We start from the raw sequence: 18,614 nt of genomic DNA on the forward strand, positions 1-18,614 counted from the left end.
GCAGCATCGCCAGCAAACCATACAGGCCCACCAGGATCAGCCCGTCATGCACCGCCTGGCGCACACCATCGCGGTCATCCGGATTGCGGCCCAGCGCCTGGGCGGCAATCGCCGGCGTGGCCATGCTGAGGCCCAGCCCCATCACCCACAGGAAATAAAACAGCGACATGCCAACGGCGGCAGCGGCCAGCGCGGTTTCGGAATAACGCGCCAGCAGCAGCACATCAGTGGTGTGGATCGCCATCTGTGCCAATTGGGTGCCAACAATCGGCAGCGCCAGGGCGACGGTGGCCCGCGCTTCGGTTACGATCATGTCGGAACCCTCAGGCGCGGACGCTAAAGCTGGATGAATTACCCAGGGCGTTGATCGCGGTGGCGACAATCTGCGGCGCGTTCAGGCCGGCTTCGTCATATTGCCGCTGCGGCGTGTCGTGATCGATGAAATGATCCGGCAGCACCAGCGGGCGGATTTTCAGGCCATGATCCAGCAGGCCGTCATGGCTCAGGAAATGCAGCACATGGCTGCCAAAGCCGCCCACGCTGCCTTCTTCCACCGTCAGCAGCACTTCATGATGCCGCGCCAATTGCCGCACCAGATCAATATCCAGCGGCTTGCAGAAACGCGCATCGGCCACTGTGGTGGGCAGGCCGCGTGCGCCCAGCTCTTCCGCCGCCTTCAGGCATTCCGCCAGCCGGGTGCCAAAATTCAGGATCGCCACCGCACTGCCTTCGCGCAACACCCGGCCCTTGCCCAGCGGCAACACCTGGCCACGCGCCGGCAGGGTCAGGCCCAGCCCCTCGCCACGCGGATAGCGGAAGGCCGAAGGGCGATCATCCAGCGCTGCCGCTGTGGCCACCATATGCATCAGCTCAACTTCATCTGCCGCCGCCATCAGCACCATGCCGGGCAGATTGCCGAGATAGGCTATATCGAAGCTGCCGGCATGGGTGGCACCATCGGCACCCACCAGGCCGGCGCGGTCGATGGCAAAACGCACCGGCAGCTTCTGGATCGCCACATCATGCACCACCTGGTCATAGGCGCGTTGCAGGAAGGTGGAATAGATCGCGGCAAAGGGCTTGAAGCCTTCCGCCGCCATGCCGGCGGCAAAGGTCACGGCATGCTGTTCGGCAATGCCCACATCGAAGCAGCGTTTCGGGAAGCGCTTGGCAAACAGGTCCAGCCCGGTGCCGGAAGGCATTGCCGCGGTGATGGCAACAATGCGCTCGTCATTCTCCGCCTCGCGGATCAGCGCTTCGGCAAACACCTTGGTATAGCTCGGCGGGCCGGCTTTCGGCTTGGCCTGGGCGCCGGTGACAACATCAAACTTGGCCACGCCGTGATATTTGTCTTCTGCCGCCTCGGCCGGGCCATAACCCTTGCCCTTCTGCGTCACCACATGCAGCAGGATCGGCCCCGGCTGTTCATTGTCGCGCAGGTTCTTCAGCACCGGCACCAGATGTTCAAGGTTATGACCATCCACCGGGCCGATATAATAGAAGCCCAGTTCCTCAAACAACGTGCCGCCGGTGACTAGGCCGCGCGCATATTCCTCCGCCTTCTCGGCGGCATCGGCCAGGCTTTTCGGCAGGATCTTCTTGCCCAGCTGCTTGGCCAACTGGCGCAGCGACATGTATTGCCGTGATGACAGCAGCCGCGACAGATAGGCGCTCATCGCCCCCACCGGCGGCGCAATCGACATGTCGTTGTCGTTCAGGATCACCACCAGCCGGCTATCGCTGAACCCGGCATTGTTCATCGCCTCATAGGCCATGCCGGCCGACATGGCGCCATCGCCAATCACACAAACCGCCTGGCGCTGTTCGCCTTTCAGCGCCGCCGCCACCGCCATGCCCAGGCCGGCGGAAATCGAGGTGGAACTATGCGCGGCGCCAAACGGATCATACTGGCTTTCCGAACGGCGCGTGAAACCGGACAGCCCGCCGCCCTGGCGCAGGGTGCGGATGCGGTCGCGCCGGCCGGTGAGAATCTTGTGCGGATAGGCCTGGTGGCCCACATCCCAGATCAGCCGGTCTTCCGGCGTGTTGAACACATGATGGATCGCCACCGTCAGTTCCACCACGCCCAGGCCGGCGCCGAGATGGCCGCCAGTTACCGAAACCGCATCGATGGTTTCACGCCGCAGCTCATCGGCCAGCTGGCGTAGCTGGTCGAGGTCAAAAGTGCGGATATCCGCCGGGCTGCGCACGGTATCCAGCAAGGGAGTGCGGTTGCTGATCATGATGGGGCCATTCTGTCACGAGCGGCGGGTTATAACAAACGCCGCCAGTCCATGCAAAACCCCGGTATCGCCTTTTAGCGCCGCCAGATGCTGCTGGGCCGCGCTGGTTAACGCCGCCGCCCGCGCCCGCGCCCCATCCAGGCCCAGCAGGCCAACAAAGGTGGCCTTGCCGGCCGCCGCATCCTTGCCCACCCGTTTGCCCAGCATGGCGGCATCGCCTTCATGATCCAGGATGTCGTCGGCAATCTGGAAAGCCAGACCGATGGCATCGGCATAGGCGCGCAGGGCCTGGCGTTCAGCCATGGCAGCGCCGCCCAGAATGGCCCCGGCCTCGGCGGCAAAACCGATCAGGGCGCCGGTTTTCAGCGCCTGTAAATGGCCGATCTCGGCCATATCCAGGGTCTTGCCCTGGCCGGCCAGTTCCTCGGCCAGCAGATCAATCGCCTGGCCGCCCACCATGCCGCGTGGCCCGGCAGCGGCGGCAAGCCCGGCCACCAGTTCCACCCGCACGGCCGCCTCCGGATGGGTGGCCGGATCGGCCAGCACGGCAAAGGCCTGGGCCTGCAAACCATCGCCGGCCAGCACCGCCGTGGCTTCGTCGAATGCCTTATGCACGGTCGGCCGGCCACGGCGCAGGTCGTCATCATCCATGCAGGGCAGGTCGTCATGCACCAGGGAATAGCAATGCAGCATTTCCAGCGCCGCCGCCGCGCGCAGGCTCTGCGCCCGCGCCACACCGAACAGATCGGCGCCGGCCACGGTCAGCAAAGGCCGCAGCCGTTTGCCGCCGCCCAGGCAGGCATAGGCCATGGCGTGGTCCAGCTTTGCGGTATGGCCGGCAGGCTGCGGCAGCAGGCGCGGCAATTCCGCCTCCACCGCCGCCGCCACCTCAGCCAAGGCCGCCTGGAATAGCGGATCGCTCATTCGCTGCGGAAGGCTTGGGCAGACACGCTGCCATCGCCGGCCACCACGATCTTTTCGATCTTTTCCTCGGCAGCGCGCAGCTTGGCCTCGCAATGGCGCTTGAGCAGCGCACCACGGCCATAAAGCGCAATGGATTCCTCAAGCTCCACCCGGCCGCTTTCCAGCCGGGCAACGATCTCATCCAGCGCCTTGAGCGCCGCCTCAAAGCTCATCGCCTGGATATCGGCAGGGATTTCCGGCGGATTTTCAGCCTTCTCGGCCGCATTGGCTGCCTTGGTCATGCCGCCTCCTGATCGCAATTCGGACATAGTTTACGGCTCATCTGGGGCTTAGGACAACCCGGCCGCTCGCTGGCGCAGTCCATATATTGTATCATTCCGTTTGCCAACCCCGAGATATACGTAACGAGAGGATGGATATCATGACCAATCCCCATATCATCGCCCGCGCCACCGCCCCCATTGCCCGGCGCAGCCTGCTGAAAAGCCTGGGCCTGGGCGGCTTGATGCTGAGCCCGGCTGGCGCCTTGTTGCTGCAAAACCGCGCCGCTCTGGCCAGCAGCGATCCGAAATTGCAGGGCCTGATGGATCAGGCCCGCATCACCGTGCAGAATTTTGCCGGCGACAGCAATTACACCGACATGCGGCGCCAGCTTGCCAATGCCAAGGGTGTGCTGGTGCTGCCGCAATTGATCAAGGCCAGCTTCATCTTTGGCGGCGAAGGCGGTTCCGGCCTGCTGCTGGCAAAGACTGCCGGCAGCTGGAGCCAGCCGGCCAATTACACATTGGCTGCCGGTTCGGTCGGGTTCCAGATCGGCGGCGAGGTATCCGAAGTGATGCTGCTGCTGATGTCGAACCGCGCGGTGGAAGCCATCCTGCGCAACGAATTCAAGCTCGGCGCCGATGCCTCGGTGGCGGCCGGCCCGGTCGGCGGCGGCATCGAGGCTTCCACCACCACCAATATGGGCGCCGATATCCTGTCCTACTCGCGCAGCAAGGGCCTGGCCATCGGCGTGTCGCTGGAAGGCGCCGTGATCACCGCGCGCCATGCCCGCAACGAGGCTTATTACGGCCGCTCGGCACATCCGCGCGACATCCTGTACCAGAACGCGGTATCGAGTGCCGGCACCGCCGAATTGCGCCAGGCGCTCGCCGCCGCCGAATTGCGCTGAAAATGAGAGCCGGGCTGCGCCGCGCCTATCGTGCCACCACCTATGCGGTGCTGGCATCGGGCGTGGCGCAGCCCTTTCTGCTGCGCGCCGGCAAACATCATGCCGGCTTTGATGCCTGGCTGAAACAGCAGGGCGCCCGGCAGGCGGTGTTGATCACCGCCTGGAACCCGGCCAGCCGCCAGCAAACCAGCAAACGTAACAAAGCTGCCAATGCCGCGCTGGCCGCCTGGCTTGGGCAACGCGGCTATCATCTAATCGACGCCGAAAACCGCGCCGCCGATCCGGCCTGGTGCGAGGAAAGCCTGGCCGTTCTGGACCTGCCGCGCAGTCTGACGCGCGCGCTCGCCCGTCGATGGCGCCAGAATGCAGTGCTATTCTGCCGACGCGGGCGGCGCACCACATTACTCGGCACACGGCGCAAATTCCGTTGACGAATCGCCGCGTTTTTCATAATAACCAACGGGTTACCCAGGCGCGGTCAATCCGGCCAGGGGCGGGTCTTCCCTGTTATGGCGACGTATCCGCCCTTCATTTCCTTTTGTCCTGCGGCCGCCCCGTGACTTGCGCGATTGCTGGCGGATATTCGTGAGAAAACCATGCCGATTGCACCGATCAGACAGGATAACCGCCTCTACTACCCCAAGGATTCCCACGAGCAGATTATCATGTGGTGCCGCAGCAAAGGCATGACATTGGATGAGTTCGCCCTGCAAGTGGGTTTGCCGCGTGCCAATCTGGTGAATATCCTGAAGGGTATCGACGCCGCGCCCACCCGGGTGGCGCAGGCGATCAACGACACCCTGCGTGGTTAAAGCATAAAAAAAGGGCCGGGAAATCCCGGCCCTTTGCTTGGTGTTTGTTGCCGGCTCAGGCCACTTCAAACAGCCCGGCCGCGCCCATGCCGCCGCCGATGCACATGGTCACCACCACATATTTGGCGCCGCGCCGTTTGCCTTCGATCAGGGCATGGCCGGTCAGCCGGGCGCCCGACATGCCATAGGGATGGCCCACCGCGATGGCGCCGCCATTCACATTGAGCAGTTCATCCGGGATGCCGAGCCGGTCGCGGCTGTAGATCACCTGGCAGGCAAAAGCCTCGTTCAATTCCCACAGGCCGATATCCGATACTTTCAGCCCGGCGCGTTCCAGCAGGCGCGGCACCGCGAAAACCGGGCCGATCCCCATTTCGTCCGGTTCGCAACCGGCCACTGCGAAGCCGCGGAAGATGCCAAGCGGCTGCAAACCACGCTGTTCCGCCAGCTTGGCATTCATCACGATGCAGGCCGAGGCACCATCGGAGAACTGGCTGGCATTGCCGGCGGCAACCACACCGCCCGGAATTGCCGGCTTGATCTGTGACACGCCTTCAAAGGTGGTGTCGGCGCGGATGCCCTCATCGGCCGTAACGGTCACTTCGCGCGTGGTGGTCTGGCCGGTTTCCTTGTCGGTCACCGCCATCATGGTCTTCACCGGGATGATCTCGGCATCGAACTTGCCGGCGGCGCGGGCGGCAGCGGCACGCTGCTGGCTGCGGGCGCCATAACGATCCTGGTCCTCGCGGCTGATATTGTAGCGCTTGGCCACCGTCTCGGCGGTTTGCAGCATCGGCCAGTAAACTTCCGGCTTGTGCTCGGCCAGCCAGGGATCGATGAGGTTGTTCTTGTTCATCTCATTCTGCACCAGCGAGATCGACTCGACGCCGCCCGCCGCCATCACCGGCACGCCATCCACGATCACGCGATGCGCCGCCTGGGCAATGGTTTGCAGGCCCGACGAGCAGAAGCGGTTCACCGTGACGCCCGATGTGGTGACCGGCAGGCCGGCACGCAGCGCAATCTGGCGCGCGATATTGCTGCCGGTGGCGCCTTCCGGATTGGCGCAGCCCATGATCACGTCCTCAACCTCGGCCGGATCAATCTTGGCGCGCTCCACGGCGGCGGCCAGGGCGGCGCCGCCAAGCGTGGCGCCGTGGGTCATATTGAAGCCGCCCTTCCAGGATTTGGCCAGGGCAGTACGCGCAGTGGAGACAATGACAGCTTCGGTCATGATGCGGTTTCCTCCAGTTGATTATGAACCAAGGCTAACAATTGTTACTTAGCATTACAATATCGTTTTCAGACCGCCCAGTTTTCACCTCACCCAGCGTTTGGCGATTTCCTCCAGCATCACCTCGGTGGCACCGCCGCCGATCGGGTGGATGCGAGCATCGCGCGCCATACGTTCGATGGCAGTGTCGCGCAGATAGCCGGCCCCGCCATGGAATTGCAGGCAGTCATAGGTCACATGGTTGACCAGTTCGCCGCAGAGCGCCTTCACCATCGACACTTCCTTTACCGCATCGATGCCCTGCTCCATCAGCCAAGCGGCGTGGTACACTAGTTGCTGTGCTGCGGCGGTTTCCGCCTCACGCATCGCCAGGCGCTGGCGGATCGCCTGCTTGTCCAGCAGGGTGGCGCCGAAAGCCTTGCGCTCGGCCACATAGCGCTTGGTGATGTCCAGCGCGCGGCGGCATTCACCCACCGCCATGGCACCCAGCACCAGGCGCTCATTCTGGAAATTTTTCATGATGGCGTAGAAACCCCGATTCTCCTCACCCAGCATGTCGGCGGCGGGAATACGCACGTCATCAAAGCTTAGTTCGGCGGTATCCGAGCAGAGCCAGCCATGTTTGCGCAGCCGGCGGCTGACCTTGAAACCCTTGGCGCCCTTGCGCAGCACAAATATCGAAATGCCGCGTGAACCCTTGGCCTCCGGGTCGGTGCGGGCGGCAACAAAATACACATCCGCCAGCGCACCATTGGTGATGAACATTTTCGAGCCGTTCAGCACCCAATCGGCGCCATCCCGGCGCGCCCGGCTTTTCATCCCGGCCACATCCGAGCCGGCATCCGGTTCGGTGACGGCGATGGCGGTGATCGCCTCGCCGCGCACGATGGCGGGCATGAATTCGGCCCATTGCGCCTCATTGCCGGCATGGCGCAGATGCGGCGAAGCCATGTCGGTATGCACCAGCACGGTGGCGGAAAAGCCGCCAAAGCCAGACAGGCCGCATTCCTCGGCCAGCACCACTGAACCCAGCGGCCCCAGGCCCAGGCCGCCGAAACGCTCCTCATGCCGGATGCCGAGGAAACCCAGGCTGCCCATCTGGCGCAGCACGGCGCGCGGCACCTCGCCGCTTTCCTCCCAAGCCTCGCCCTGCGGCATCACTTCCTGAGTTATGAAGCGGGCAATCTGCGCCCGCATCTGCTCCAGTTCGTCGCTGAAATACGGCTGCGGCATGTTTCCTCCTTGGCTTCCATCGTCATGCGCGGACTTGATCCGCGCATCCCCGGCGATGACGACTTGGTATGGTGCTACCTCAGCGCAATTGCGGCTCCAGCCGGTCCAGCGCCTCGCTCAGCTTCGGCAGCGAGGCGGCGAAGCAGAGCCGGATGCGGCCTTCGCCGGTATCGCCGAAAGCGATGCCGGGCGCCAGGCCGACCTTGGCGGTTTCCAAAAGCTTGAGGCAGAAAGCCAGGCTGTCGCTCATGCCATCCAGCGCGAAGAAGGCATAGAAGGCGCCTTCCGGCCGGGTCAGGCGCACCCGCGGCAAGGCCGCCAGGCGCTGAAACACCATGTCGCGCGCCTGGCCATAGCGCGCCACCAGATTCTCCACATAGGCGTCGCCCTGATCCAGCGCGGCAATGCCGCCATGCTGCACAAAGGTGGTGGGGTGCGAGATGTTGAACTCGGTCATCTTCTCGATCTCGGTTTGCAAACGCGGCGGCGCCACGATCCAGCCCAGGCGCCAGCCGGTCATCGACCAGCTTTTGGAGAAGGAATTGACGATCACCACCGGGTCTTCCGGCTCGGCGATGGTGAGGAAGGTGGGCGCAAACGGCCGGTCATAGACGATGCGCGAATACACCTCGTCGGACAGAACCCAGATGCCGCGCTGGCGGCAGAAATCCAGGATGGCGCGCAGTTCATCTTCTGTCGCCATCCAGCCTGTGGGGTTGCCCGGGCTGTTGATCGAGATGACGCGGGTATTGTCGTCGCAAGCGGCAAACAGCTTGTCGAGATCAAGCCGCCAGCCGCCATCTTCGGTGGGGTCCAGATCAACCCGGCGCGGCTCGGCGCCCATCACCCGCATCGCCTGCATGCCATTGGGCCAGACCGGGCCGATCACCACGCCATTATCGCCCGGGCCGAGCAGGCATTGTGTGATCAGCATCAGCGCATTCATGCCCGAGGCGGTGACGGTGATGCGCTCAATGGCCACATCGCGCTGATAGGTGCGCAGCATGTAGCGCCGGATCGCCTCGCGCAATTCCGGGATGCCGCGATTGGGGGCGTAGAAGGTCTTGCCACTTTTGGCGGCTTCGGCAGCTGCATCGGCGATGAAGCCCGGCGTCGGATCGTCGCCCTCGCCGAACCATAGCGGCAGCACATCCGGCATATTGGCGGCGGCGCGGTTGACGATGCGGATACGCGAGCCGTTGATGGCCTGGATATGCGAACGGATCGGCGCCGTGGCGACGGGGGCGGTGACAGACATGATCTAGCGGGACTCCCGGGACAGCAATTGCAGCAGGTTGTTGAGAACAGTGTCGGTATCAGCATTGCCTTCCAGCAGATCGAGCGCCAGGGCATCAAGCGCTTCGGCCGGCAAAGCCTCCAGGCGGCGGCGGAACCAATCCTGCGCCAGGCCAGCAAGCAATCGGCGCAACCGGGCGCGCGGATCGGGGCGTTTGCGGCGGCCCAGCGCGGCGATGGCATCGGCCAGGTCGGGCACACCTTCATTACGTGTGGCCGAGGTGCGCAAAACCGGCACCGGGCGGCCATCGCGCTGCGCCGCCATGGCGGCAAGCTGGCGCGCCGAACGCTCGGCAAAAGGCAGATCGGATTTGTTCACCACCAGCACATCGGCAATTTCCAGAATGCCGGCCTTGATTGCCTGGATGTCGTCGCCGAGGCCGGGGGCATTCACCACCACGCGCACATCGGCGATTTCGGCAATCTCAACTTCCGACTGGCCGGTGCCGACGGTTTCCACTACCACAATGTCGCGGCCCGAGGCATCGAACACATCAATCACCCGTGCCGCCGTGCGCGACAGGCCACCGAGATGGCCGCGGCTGGCCAGCGAGCGGATGAAAACGCCGGGATCGGCGGCATGCTGGCTCATGCGGATACGATCACCCAGGATGGCACCGCCGGTAAGCGGGCTGGACGGATCCACCGCCACCACACCAACCGAGAGGCTGCGCCGGCGCAATTCCGCCACATAGGCCGAAACCAGGGTGCTTTTGCCCGCACCGGGCGCGCCGGTGAAGCCCACCACCAATGCGCGGCCAAGCCGATCACGGATAGCGCGCAACACGGCCCGCGCCTCTGGCGTCTCGTTTTCCACCGCCGTGATGGCCCGCGCCAGGGCGGCGCGTTCGCCTGCCAGCAGGCCGGGCAGCCAGGCCGGGGCCGGAAAAGCTGCCTGGGCGGCGCTCGGGCCAGGGCTGGAGGGGGTGTTTTGCATCGGGCGAAAATACGCGCTATGAGAGGCGCCCGACAAGCGTTCCGCCTCGCCGGATATATCCCCGCCGGCCTCGTTAATGGTTTCCCATGCAGCCGCCCGCAAATGCCCAGCCATCGCCCCCGCCCGCCGCCGCGCCCAATCTGGCGCCGCGCGACTATGGCCTAGTGAACTGGCTTGGGCTGTGGACGCTGTATCTCAAGGAAGTGCAGCGTTTCCTGAAAGTAATCACCCAGACCGTGCTGGCCCCGGTGGTGACAACATTGCTGTTCTTCGCGGTTTTTGCCCTGGCTCTGGGCGGCGCGGTGCGGCAGGTTGGCGGCCTGCCCTTCATCGATTTCCTGGCTCCCGGCCTGATCATGATGGCGACGACGCAGAACGCCTTCGCCAATACCTCGTCCTCGCTGATGATCTCAAAAATCCAGGGCAACATCGTGGATGTGCTGATGCCGCCGCTCAGCCCGGGTGAATTGCTGGTGGCCTATGCCCTGGCCGGGGTGACGCGCGGCATGGTGGTGGCAAGCGCCGTGGGCGTGGCGATGCTGCCCTTCATCAGCACGCCGATCCAGGCCTGGTGGGCGGTGGTGTATTATGCCCTGCTGGGTTCACTGATCCTCAGCCTGATCGGCATCCTGGCCGGGCTGTGGAGCCAGAAATTCGACCACCTGGCCGCCGTCACCAACTTTGTGATCACGCCGCTGGCCTTCCTTTCCGGCACCTTCTATTCGGTGCAGCAATTGCCGCCCTTCTGGTATGCGGCAGCCCATGCCAACCCGTTTTTCTTCATGATTGACGGCTTCCGCTATGGCATGACCGGGCATACCGATGGCGACATAACGCTGGGCGCCACGGCATTGGGGCTGGTGGCGCTGGCTTTGTGGGGCTTCTGCCATCTGCTGCTCAAGCGCGGCTATCGGCTGCGACCCTAGACCTTTGGCCATTGTCCGGGTGCAATTCGCCGAATTGACACATACCGGTCTGCCGCTTAAAAAAGGGGTATCGCCAGCCCGGCAGCGCAAAAGCCGGGGCTGGCGTCGTTATTTTGGGCCAATCGCAATAGCAGCCAAAGGAGAGTGTCGTGAGCGAAGCATTGATGTCGACCTACGCGAGGCAGAACCTCGCGTTCGAGCGGGGCGAGGGTTCCTACCTCTACACCGCTGACGGTCGACGTTATCTGGACTTCGCTTCCGGCATCGCCGTCACCGCCCTGGGCCATAGCCACCCGCATCTGGTGGCCAAGCTGCAGGAGCAGGTCGGCAAGCTGTGGCACACCTCCAACCTGTTCCAGATTCCGGCCCAGGAAGAACTTGGCGCCCGGCTGGTGGCGGCGAGCTTTGCCGACAAGGCATTCTTCTGCAATTCCGGCGCCGAGGCCTGCGAAGGCTCGGTGAAGATCGCGCGCAAGTATTTCGCCGCCAAGGGGCAGCCGGAACGCTGGCGCGTCATCACCTTTGAAGGTGCCTTCCATGGCCGCACCATCGCCATGCTGGCTGCCGGCAACAACAAGAAATATCTCGACGGCTTTGGCCACAAGGCCGATGGCTTCGACCAGGTGCCGCTGAACGATCTGGAGGCGGTGAAAGCCGCCATCGGGCCGGAAACTGCGGCCATCATGGTGGAGCCAATCCAGGGCGAAGGCGGCATCCGCGAAGTGCCGAGCGAGACGCTGCGGGCGCTGCGCCAGATTTGCGACGAGCGCGACCTGTTGCTGATCTTCGACGAAGTGCAGACCGGCATGGGCCGCACCGGCAAGCTGTTTGCGCATGAATTGAGCGGCGTGACGCCGGATATCATGGCGCTGGCCAAGGGCCTGGGCGGCGGCTTCCCGGTGGCGGCGATCCTGGCCACCGCACGCGCCGCCAGCGGCATCGCACCTGGCACGCATGGCACGACTTTTGGCGGCAACCTGCTGGCGATGACCGCTGGCAATGCCGTGCTGGATGTGATGCTGGCGCCCGGCTTCCTGGATCAGGTGCAGCAAAATGGCCTGCGGCTGCGCCAGCAACTGGCCATGATCGCGGATCGCCATCCCGATATCATCGAAGGTGTGCGCGGCCAGGGCCTGCTGCTGGCGGTGAAAACCCGCGTGCCGAATGGTGATCTGCTCAACGAACTGGTGAACCAGGAGATGGTGACAGTAACGGCCTCGGAAAACACCCTGCGCCTGCTGCCGCCCTTGACTGTGAGCGATGCCGAGATCGGCGAGGCAGTGCGCAAGCTGGAAGCAGCCTGCGTGGCGCTGGAGGCGAAGCTGGCACCAGCGGAAACCGCCAAGGCCGGCGCAGCATGAGCGGGCCGCGGCATTTCCTCGATCTGAAGGAGCTGCCCGCGGCAACGCTGCGGGCAATCCTGGATCATGCCGCACGCATGAAAGCCGGCCGCGCCGGCTGGCCCAAGGGCCGCGAGGAACCGGATGCACCCGGCCGCGACCGCGTGCTGGCGATGATCTTCGAGAAGCCCTCAACCCGCACCCGGCTGTCCTTCGATACCGCGATGCGCCAGCTTGGCGGCAGCACCATGGCGTTGCGGGCCGACGACTTGCAGCTTGGCCGGGGCGAAACCATTGCCGATACCGCGCGTGTGCTGTCGCGCATGGTGGATGCGGTGATGCTGCGCACCACCAAGCATGCCAACATGCTGGAACTGGCCGCCAATGCCGATATCCCGGTGATCAACGGCCTGACCGATGACAGCCATCCCTGCCAGATCATGGCCGACCTGCTCACCTTCGAGGAAAAGCTGGGGCCGGTTGCCGGCCGCAAGGTGGCCTGGATCGGTGATGGCAACAATGTTGCGGCCTCGTGGATTCATGCGGCGGTGAAATTCGGCTTCCGGCTTGATCTGGCCTGCCCTGCCGGCCTGCATCCGGCAGACAGCCTGCTCAACTGGGCGAAGGCCGAAGGCGGCATGGTCAATCTCAGCAACGATCCGGCGGCAGCCGTGGCCGATGCCGAATGCGTGGTGGCCGATACCTGGGTTTCCATGGGCCAGGATGAGCAGGCCGCGCGCCGCCATGCCGCGCTGGAACCCTATCGTGTTGATCAGGCGCTGATGGACAAGGCGGCCGGTAACGGCATCTTCATGCATTGCCTGCCGGCGCATCGCGGCGAGGAAGTCACCGCCGAAGTGATCGACGGGCCGCGTTCGGTGGTGTTTGACGAGGCCGAGAACCGCCTGCATGCGCAGAAGGCGATTCTGGCCTGGTGTTTTGGCGGCTGATTTGACCCCCGAATTGACCGACGATCTCTCGCAGCCCTTCCAGGTCGAAGCCTGTGACGTGCGTGGCCGCCTGGTGCGGCTGGGCGCGGCGCTGGATGATGCCCTGGCCAAACATGACTACCCCAATCCGGTGGCGCAACTGGTGGCCGAGGCGGTGGCGCTGGCCGCCACCATGGCCACGGCGCTGAAATTTGACGGCATCTTCACCTTGCAGGCCAAGGGCGACGGCCCGGTTTCGCTGCTGGTGGCGGATTATCGCACCGGCACATCCGAAAACGATATCGGCAGCGGCGCATTGCGCGGCTATGCCAGTTTTGATGCCGAACGCCTGGCCGGGCTGGAACTTGGCCCTGGGCCGGAACCGCGCACCGCGCCGGTGCCGCTGCTGCTGGGCAAGGGCTATCTGGCCTTCACCATCGACCCGGCCGGCGAGGATATGGAACGCTATCAGGGCATCGTCGATCTTTCCGGGGCCAACCTGGCCGAAGCGGCGCATGCCTATTTTGCCCAATCCGAACAATTGGCGGCGCGGGTTTCGCTGGGCGCGGCCCGGGTGGCCGGCGCCGATGGCCGGCGCCGCTGGCGCGCCGGCGGCCTGCTGGTGCAGCAATTGCCGGCAAAGGCCGGCGGCCTGGGCCCCGAGGAACGTGAAGAGGCCTGGGAACGGGTGAAGGCATTGACCGCCACTGCCAAGGTGCAGGAATTCTGCGACCCGGCGCTACCGCCGCATGACCTGCTTTACCGCCTTTACCATGAAGATGGTGTGCGGGTTTACGAGCCGATGGCTTTGGCCGCGCGCTGCACCTGCAACGCGGATCGTATCCTGGGCATTCTGCGCTCCTTCACCGCCGAGGAGATCAACCACATCGTGGCAGACGGCCAGGTGGCGGCGACTTGCCAGTTTTGTAGCGAAACCTATCGCTTTCCGGCGGAAATGGTCCAAAATCTGCCGTAATCTGGCCGCATTTGGCGCCTTTAAGTGGCGCCTGACAAAAACTGAGGAGATCGAGCATGCGATTCCCCAAAACCGCTGCCCTGGCTGTTGCATTCCTTACCGCCCTGGCCGCCTGCACCACGCCGCCGCCGCCGCGCCTTAACCTGCCCGAAATCGGTTTCGCGCAATCCGGCCCGTTGATCTTTGCCGCCGGCTCGGTGGAGACGGTGAACGAATTCCGCTCCAGCTTCGCCTCGCCCTATATCGAACATATGCTGCCGCAGCCGCCGGCCCGGGTGGCCGAACGCTGGGCGCGCGACCGGGTGCAACTTGATAATTCACAGCCCAATTCGGTGCGCGTGGTGATCAAGGATGCCAGCGTGATCGAGCAGGATATCGCCAAGACCCCCGGTTTGCGCGGCCAGTTCACCAATGATCAGGTATCGCGCTTTGAAGTCAGCCTGGGGCTGGTGGTGGAAGTGCGCGATGCGCGCGGCTTCAAGCTCGGCGAGGCCAGTGCCTCGGCCAAGCGCTCCGGCACCCTGGCCGAAAAGGCCACGCTGAACGACCGCGACATGCTGATCTACAACCTGATCAAGGATGCCAGCGCCGATGTGGATCGCGGCCTGGATCAGAGCATCCGGCAATATCTGCCGCTTTACGTTCGGTAAGACTGCCGGTAGCTGTTCGTAGACGAACGGATCTGCCCGTCTTAGCCGAAAGTACCGGAAAAACGCCCCGTCCGAGGGTTTGTCTCGGTCGGGGCGATCTGCTAATCAAGGCCTGTCAGGTCTTCACTTTCGCTCTGGAAACGCCCGCATGCCCACGCCCAAGAAGCGCCCCCTGGTGGTTGTCACCCGGAAGCTGCCGGACCAGATCGAAACCCGGATGATGGAGCTGTTCGAGACCCGGCTGAATGTCTCGGACAAACCGCTCACCCAGGCCGAGCTGATCGAAGCCGCCAAAACCGCCGATGTGCTAGTGCCGACCCTGACCGACCGGATCGACGGCGCGGTGCTGGCCCATGCCGGGCCGAATTTCCGCCTGATCGCCAATTTCGGCACCGGCGTGGACCATATCGACCTCGCCGCCGCCCGCCAGCGCGGCATTACCGTGACCAACACCCCCGGCGTGTTGACCGAAGACACCGCCGACATGACCATGGCGCTGATCCTGGCCGGCCCGCGCCGCCTGATCGAAGGCGCCAATCTGCTGCGCAGCGGCGAGTGGCAGGGCTGGTCGCCAACCTGGATGCTGGGCCAGCGCATCTGGGGCAAGCGGCTCGGCATCATCGGCATGGGCCGCATCGGCCAGGCGCTGGCGCGCCGTGCCAAGGCATTCGGCCTGTCGATCCACTACCATAACCGCAAGCGGGTGCATGACAGCATCGAGCAGGAACTGGAGGCGACCTACTGGGAAAGCCTGGACCAGATGCTGGCACGGATGGACATCATCTCGGTGAATTGCCCGCATACCCCGGCCACCTTCCATCTGCTTTCCGCCCGCCGCCTCGACCTGTTGCAGCCGCAAGCCTATGTGGTGAACACCGCGCGCGGCGAGGTGATCGACGAGAACGCCCTGATCCGCAAGCTGCGCAAGGGTGAGATCGCCGGTGCCGGGCTGGACGTGTTCGAGCATGAACCAGCCGTGAACCCGAAGCTGTTGGAACTGAAGAATGTGGTGCTGCTGCCGCATATGGGCTCGGCCACGCTGGAAGGCCGCGTCGATATGGGCGAGAAGGTGATCATCAACATCAAAACCTTCGCCGACGGCCACGCCCCGCCCGACCGCGTGATTGCCGGGCTGCTGTAAGGCAGCCCGCCTCACTCTCACACGTCATCATGCCCGGACTTGATCCGGGCATCTTTCTGCCTCGAGAGGCCATAAAAAAGAAGATGCCCGGATCAAGTCCGGGCATGACGACTTGGCGGTGCGGTTACAGCCACCTCAGATATTGCCGCTCAGATATTGATGGCGCGGCCTTCCACGGCGAGCGCGGCTTCCTTCACCGCCTCGGTGAGTGCCGGATGGGCATGCACGGTACGGAACACATCCTCAGCCGAAGCGCCGAATTCAATCGCCTGCACCACTTCCTGGATGATGTGGCCGGCATCGGCGCCGATGATGTGGCAGCCGACAATCTTCTGCGTGGCGGCGTCTTCGAGGATTTTCACGAAGCCGTCGGTCATGGTCATGGCGCGGGCGCGGGCATTGGCGGTGAAGGGGAATTTGCCGGTCTTGTATTGCACCCCGGCAGCCTTCAATTCCTCTTCCGTCTTGCCCACGGAAGCCACTTCCGGCCAGGTGTAGACCACGCCCGGAATGGCATCGTAGTTGATATGCGGCTTCTGGCCGGCCAGCATCTCGGCCAGCACCACGCCTTCCTCCTCGGCCTTATGCGCCAGCATGGCGCCGCGGATGCAGTCGCCGATGGCATAGATGCCGGGCGCCGTGGTGGCGAAATGATTGTCCACCTTGATACGGCCGCGCTCGTCCAGTTCCACATTGGCCTTGCCGATGCCGAGGCCCTTGGTGTAGGGCCGCCGGCCGATGCTGACCAGCACCACATCGGCGGTCATCTCTTCCTTGTCGCCGCCAGCAGCCGGCTCCAGCGTCAGCGTGACACCGGTCTTGCCGGGCTTCGCCGCCGTCACCTTGGTGCCAAGCTTGAACTTCATGCCCTGCTTGGTCAGCACGCGCTGCATCTGCTTCGACACTTCGCCGTCATTGGTCGGCAGGATGCGGTCGAGGAATTCCACCACCGTCACCTCGGCGCCAAGCCGGCTCCACACCGAGCCAAGCTCCAGGCCGATCACGCCGCCGCCGATCACCACCATGCTTTTCGGAATCGCCGGCAGCTTCAGCGCGCCGGTGGAGGACACGACCTTGTCCTCGTCGATCTCGATGCCGGGCAGCGGCGTCACTTCCGAACCCGGCGCCAGGATGATGTGCTTGGCGCTGAGCGTGGCCGGCGCCTCGCCGCTTACCTGCACCTTGCCGCCACCGAGCAGGCTGCCCTCACCCAGGAACCGGGTGATCTTGTTCTTCTTGAACAGGAACTCGATGCCCTTGTTCGAGGACGTGACCACGCTCTGCTTCTGCGCCATCATCGCCGGCAGGTCGATCTCGATCTTGCCGACCTTGAGGCCATGCTGGGCAAAACCATGCGTGGCTTCGTGATACAATTCCGAGGAATGCAGCAAAGCCTTGGACGGAATGCAGCCGACATTGGTGCAGGTGCCGCCAAGGCCGGCATCCTTTTCGATGCAGGCCACGGAAAAGCCGAGCTGGGCGGCGCGGATCGCGGCGGTGTAGCCGCCCGGGCCGGCGCCGATGACAACAACGTCAAAAGCTTGTTCGGTCATGGCCTCACACCTCGAACAGCAGACGCTGCGGGTCTTCGATGCTTTCCTTCACGCGCACCAGGAAGCTGACCGCCTCGCGGCCATCAACAATGCGGTGATCGTAGCTCAGCGCCAGATACATCATCGGGCGGATCACCACCTGGCCGTTGATCGCCATCGGGCGGTCCTGGATCTTGTGCATGCCGAGGATAGCCGATTGCGGCGGATTGAGGATCGGGGTGCTCATCAGCGAACCGAACACGCCGCCATTCGAGATCGAGAAGGTGCCGCCCTGCAATTCGTCCAGACCCAGCTTGCCATCGCGGGCGCGCTTGCCGAAATCGGCGATGGTCTTTTCCACGCCGGCAAACGACATCTGGTCGGCATCACGCAGCACCGGCACCACAAGACCGGTCGGGGTGGAAACCGCGCAGCCGATATTGAAGTAATTCTTGAACACCACATCGGTGCCCTCGATCTCGGCATTCACCGCCGGGAATTCCTTCAGCGCCTGCACGCAGGCCTTGACGAAGAAGGACATGAAGCCGAGGCGCACGCCATGCTTCTTCTCGAAGCCATCAACATAGGTCTTGCGCGCCGCCATCAGCGCGGTCATGTCCACCTCGTTGAAGGTGGTGAGCATGGCGGCAGTGTTCTGCGCTTCCTTGAGCCGGCGCGCGATCACCTGGCGCAGCTTCGACATCGGCTTGCGTTCTTCACGCGCGGCATTGGCACGCGGACCGGCAGCCACCGCAGCAGCGGCCGGCGCGGCAGCCGGCGCGGCCAGCATGGCGGCAACATCGCCCTTGGTGACGCGGCCATCCTTGCCCGAACCAGCAACACCCGAAACATCCAGGTTATTCTCGGCAGCCATCTTGGCAGCAGCCGGCAAAGCCTGACCGGCAGCCTTGGCAGCCACGGGCGCGGCTACAGGTGCCGGGGCTGGCGCGGGCGCCGGCGCGGGGGCCGGGGCAGCAGCGGGCTTCGGCGCCGGCTTGGTGCCGGCAGCGCCAGCTGCAATGGTGGCCAGCAGATCGCCCACCTTCACGGTGGCGCCTTCGGCGGCGAGGATTTCACTGACGGTGCCGGCATCGGCGGCATTCACTTCAACGGTGACCTTGTCGGTCTCCAGCTCCACCAGCAACTGGTCGCGGGCGACGCTGTCGCCGGCCTTCACCGACCACTTGCCAACGGTGGCTTCGGAGATCGATTCCGCCAGTTGCGGCACTCGGATTTCAACGGCCATGGGGTATTCCTCTGCTTCAATCTA

At 64.2% G+C, this 18,614-nt stretch carries 19 protein-coding genes; 9 read left to right on the forward strand and 10 right to left on the reverse strand.

Annotated elements, in window-relative coordinates; translation table 11 throughout:
* From KBB36_RS04680 to KBB36_RS04695, 4 genes are all read right to left on the reverse strand, one after another.
* A partial coding sequence (locus KBB36_RS04680) for an MATE family efflux transporter (RefSeq protein ID WP_290977513.1) occupies positions 1-313 on the reverse strand: 313 nt, incomplete at its 3' end.
* Between the two features lie 10 nt (positions 314-323).
* Complete coding sequence (dxs, locus tag KBB36_RS04685) at positions 324-2,243, reverse strand: 1-deoxy-D-xylulose-5-phosphate synthase (protein ID WP_290977515.1); 1,920 nt, start codon at positions 2,241-2,243, stop codon at positions 324-326.
* A gap of 15 nt (positions 2,244-2,258) precedes the next feature.
* Positions 2,259-3,167: a polyprenyl synthetase family protein gene (locus KBB36_RS04690; protein ID WP_290977517.1), complete on the reverse strand. Its 909-nt coding sequence runs from the start codon at positions 3,165-3,167 to the stop codon at positions 2,259-2,261.
* On the reverse strand, positions 3,164-3,448 hold the full coding sequence (locus tag KBB36_RS04695) for an exodeoxyribonuclease VII small subunit (RefSeq protein ID WP_290977519.1): 285 nt from the start codon (positions 3,446-3,448) through the stop codon (positions 3,164-3,166). The genes KBB36_RS04690 and KBB36_RS04695 overlap by 4 nt, the downstream gene beginning before the upstream one ends.
* 140 nt (positions 3,449-3,588) lie before the next feature.
* Between KBB36_RS04695 and KBB36_RS04700 the strand changes: the two genes are divergently transcribed.
* From KBB36_RS04700 to KBB36_RS04710, 3 genes are all read left to right on the forward strand, one after another.
* Entirely contained in the window at positions 3,589-4,338 is a 750-nt protein-coding gene (locus tag KBB36_RS04700) for a lipid-binding SYLF domain-containing protein (RefSeq protein ID WP_290977521.1), read from the forward strand.
* A gap of 2 nt (positions 4,339-4,340) precedes the next feature.
* Entirely contained in the window at positions 4,341-4,769 is a 429-nt protein-coding gene (locus KBB36_RS04705) for a DUF3293 domain-containing protein (RefSeq protein WP_290977523.1), read from the forward strand.
* Between the two features lie 165 nt (positions 4,770-4,934).
* Positions 4,935-5,150 (forward strand): helix-turn-helix transcriptional regulator, encoded by a 216-nt coding sequence (locus tag KBB36_RS04710; protein ID WP_290977525.1) that lies wholly within the window; start codon positions 4,935-4,937, stop codon positions 5,148-5,150.
* A 55-nt stretch (positions 5,151-5,205) separates the two neighbouring features.
* Here the strand turns inward: KBB36_RS04710 and KBB36_RS04715 are convergent, their stop codons facing one another.
* From KBB36_RS04715 to meaB, 4 genes are all read right to left on the reverse strand, one after another.
* Positions 5,206-6,384: an acetyl-CoA C-acyltransferase gene (locus KBB36_RS04715; protein ID WP_290977527.1), complete on the reverse strand. Its 1,179-nt coding sequence runs from the start codon at positions 6,382-6,384 to the stop codon at positions 5,206-5,208.
* An 84-nt stretch (positions 6,385-6,468) separates the two neighbouring features.
* Positions 6,469-7,617, reverse strand: a complete 1,149-nt coding sequence (locus KBB36_RS04720) for an acyl-CoA dehydrogenase family protein (protein WP_290977529.1) — start codon at positions 7,615-7,617, stop codon at positions 6,469-6,471.
* Between the two features lie 79 nt (positions 7,618-7,696).
* Positions 7,697-8,875 (reverse strand): pyridoxal phosphate-dependent aminotransferase, encoded by a 1,179-nt coding sequence (locus KBB36_RS04725; RefSeq protein ID WP_290977531.1) that lies wholly within the window; start codon positions 8,873-8,875, stop codon positions 7,697-7,699.
* A 3-nt stretch (positions 8,876-8,878) separates the two neighbouring features.
* Positions 8,879-9,850 (reverse strand): methylmalonyl Co-A mutase-associated GTPase MeaB, encoded by a 972-nt coding sequence (gene meaB / locus KBB36_RS04730; protein WP_290977533.1) that lies wholly within the window; start codon positions 9,848-9,850, stop codon positions 8,879-8,881.
* Positions 9,851-9,936: 86 nt separating this feature from the next.
* On the opposite strand from meaB, the gene KBB36_RS04735 reads away from it, so the two are divergent.
* The 6 genes from KBB36_RS04735 to KBB36_RS04760 all read left to right on the forward strand — a co-directional run bounded on the left by KBB36_RS04735 (position 9,937) and on the right by KBB36_RS04760 (position 15,812).
* Positions 9,937-10,776: an ABC transporter permease gene (locus KBB36_RS04735; protein ID WP_290977535.1), complete on the forward strand. Its 840-nt coding sequence runs from the start codon at positions 9,937-9,939 to the stop codon at positions 10,774-10,776.
* Positions 10,777-10,925: 149 nt separating this feature from the next.
* Positions 10,926-12,137 carry an aspartate aminotransferase family protein gene (locus tag KBB36_RS04740; RefSeq protein WP_290977537.1) on the forward strand — a complete coding sequence of 404 codons (1,212 nt, stop codon included), beginning with the start codon at positions 10,926-10,928 and terminating at the stop codon, positions 12,135-12,137.
* Positions 12,134-13,066: an ornithine carbamoyltransferase gene (gene argF, locus KBB36_RS04745; RefSeq protein ID WP_290977539.1), complete on the forward strand. Its 933-nt coding sequence runs from the start codon at positions 12,134-12,136 to the stop codon at positions 13,064-13,066. The genes KBB36_RS04740 and argF overlap by 4 nt, the downstream gene beginning before the upstream one ends.
* Position 13,067: 1 nt before the next feature.
* Positions 13,068-14,021: an Hsp33 family molecular chaperone HslO gene (locus KBB36_RS04750; RefSeq protein WP_290977541.1), complete on the forward strand. Its 954-nt coding sequence runs from the start codon at positions 13,068-13,070 to the stop codon at positions 14,019-14,021.
* A gap of 56 nt (positions 14,022-14,077) precedes the next feature.
* On the forward strand, positions 14,078-14,671 hold the full coding sequence (locus KBB36_RS04755) for a hypothetical protein (protein WP_290977543.1): 594 nt from the start codon (positions 14,078-14,080) through the stop codon (positions 14,669-14,671).
* A gap of 148 nt (positions 14,672-14,819) precedes the next feature.
* The gene (locus KBB36_RS04760) at positions 14,820-15,812 is read left to right on the forward strand and encodes a D-glycerate dehydrogenase (protein ID WP_290977545.1); all 993 of its coding nucleotides are present in this window, start codon (positions 14,820-14,822) and stop codon (positions 15,810-15,812) included.
* 149 nt (positions 15,813-15,961) lie between these two features.
* Here KBB36_RS04760 and lpdA read toward each other — a convergent pair whose 3' ends face one another.
* Positions 15,962-17,365, reverse strand: a complete 1,404-nt coding sequence (gene lpdA / locus KBB36_RS04765; protein ID WP_290977547.1) for a dihydrolipoyl dehydrogenase — start codon at positions 17,363-17,365, stop codon at positions 15,962-15,964.
* A 4-nt stretch (positions 17,366-17,369) separates the two neighbouring features.
* Positions 17,370-18,590, reverse strand: a complete 1,221-nt coding sequence (odhB, locus tag KBB36_RS04770; protein ID WP_290977549.1) for a 2-oxoglutarate dehydrogenase complex dihydrolipoyllysine-residue succinyltransferase — start codon at positions 18,588-18,590, stop codon at positions 17,370-17,372.
* Positions 18,591-18,614 lie beyond the last annotated feature (24 nt).

This window comes from Ferrovibrio sp. (assembly GCF_017994015.1).
Taxonomy (GTDB): domain Bacteria; phylum Pseudomonadota; class Alphaproteobacteria; order Ferrovibrionales; family Ferrovibrionaceae; genus Ferrovibrio.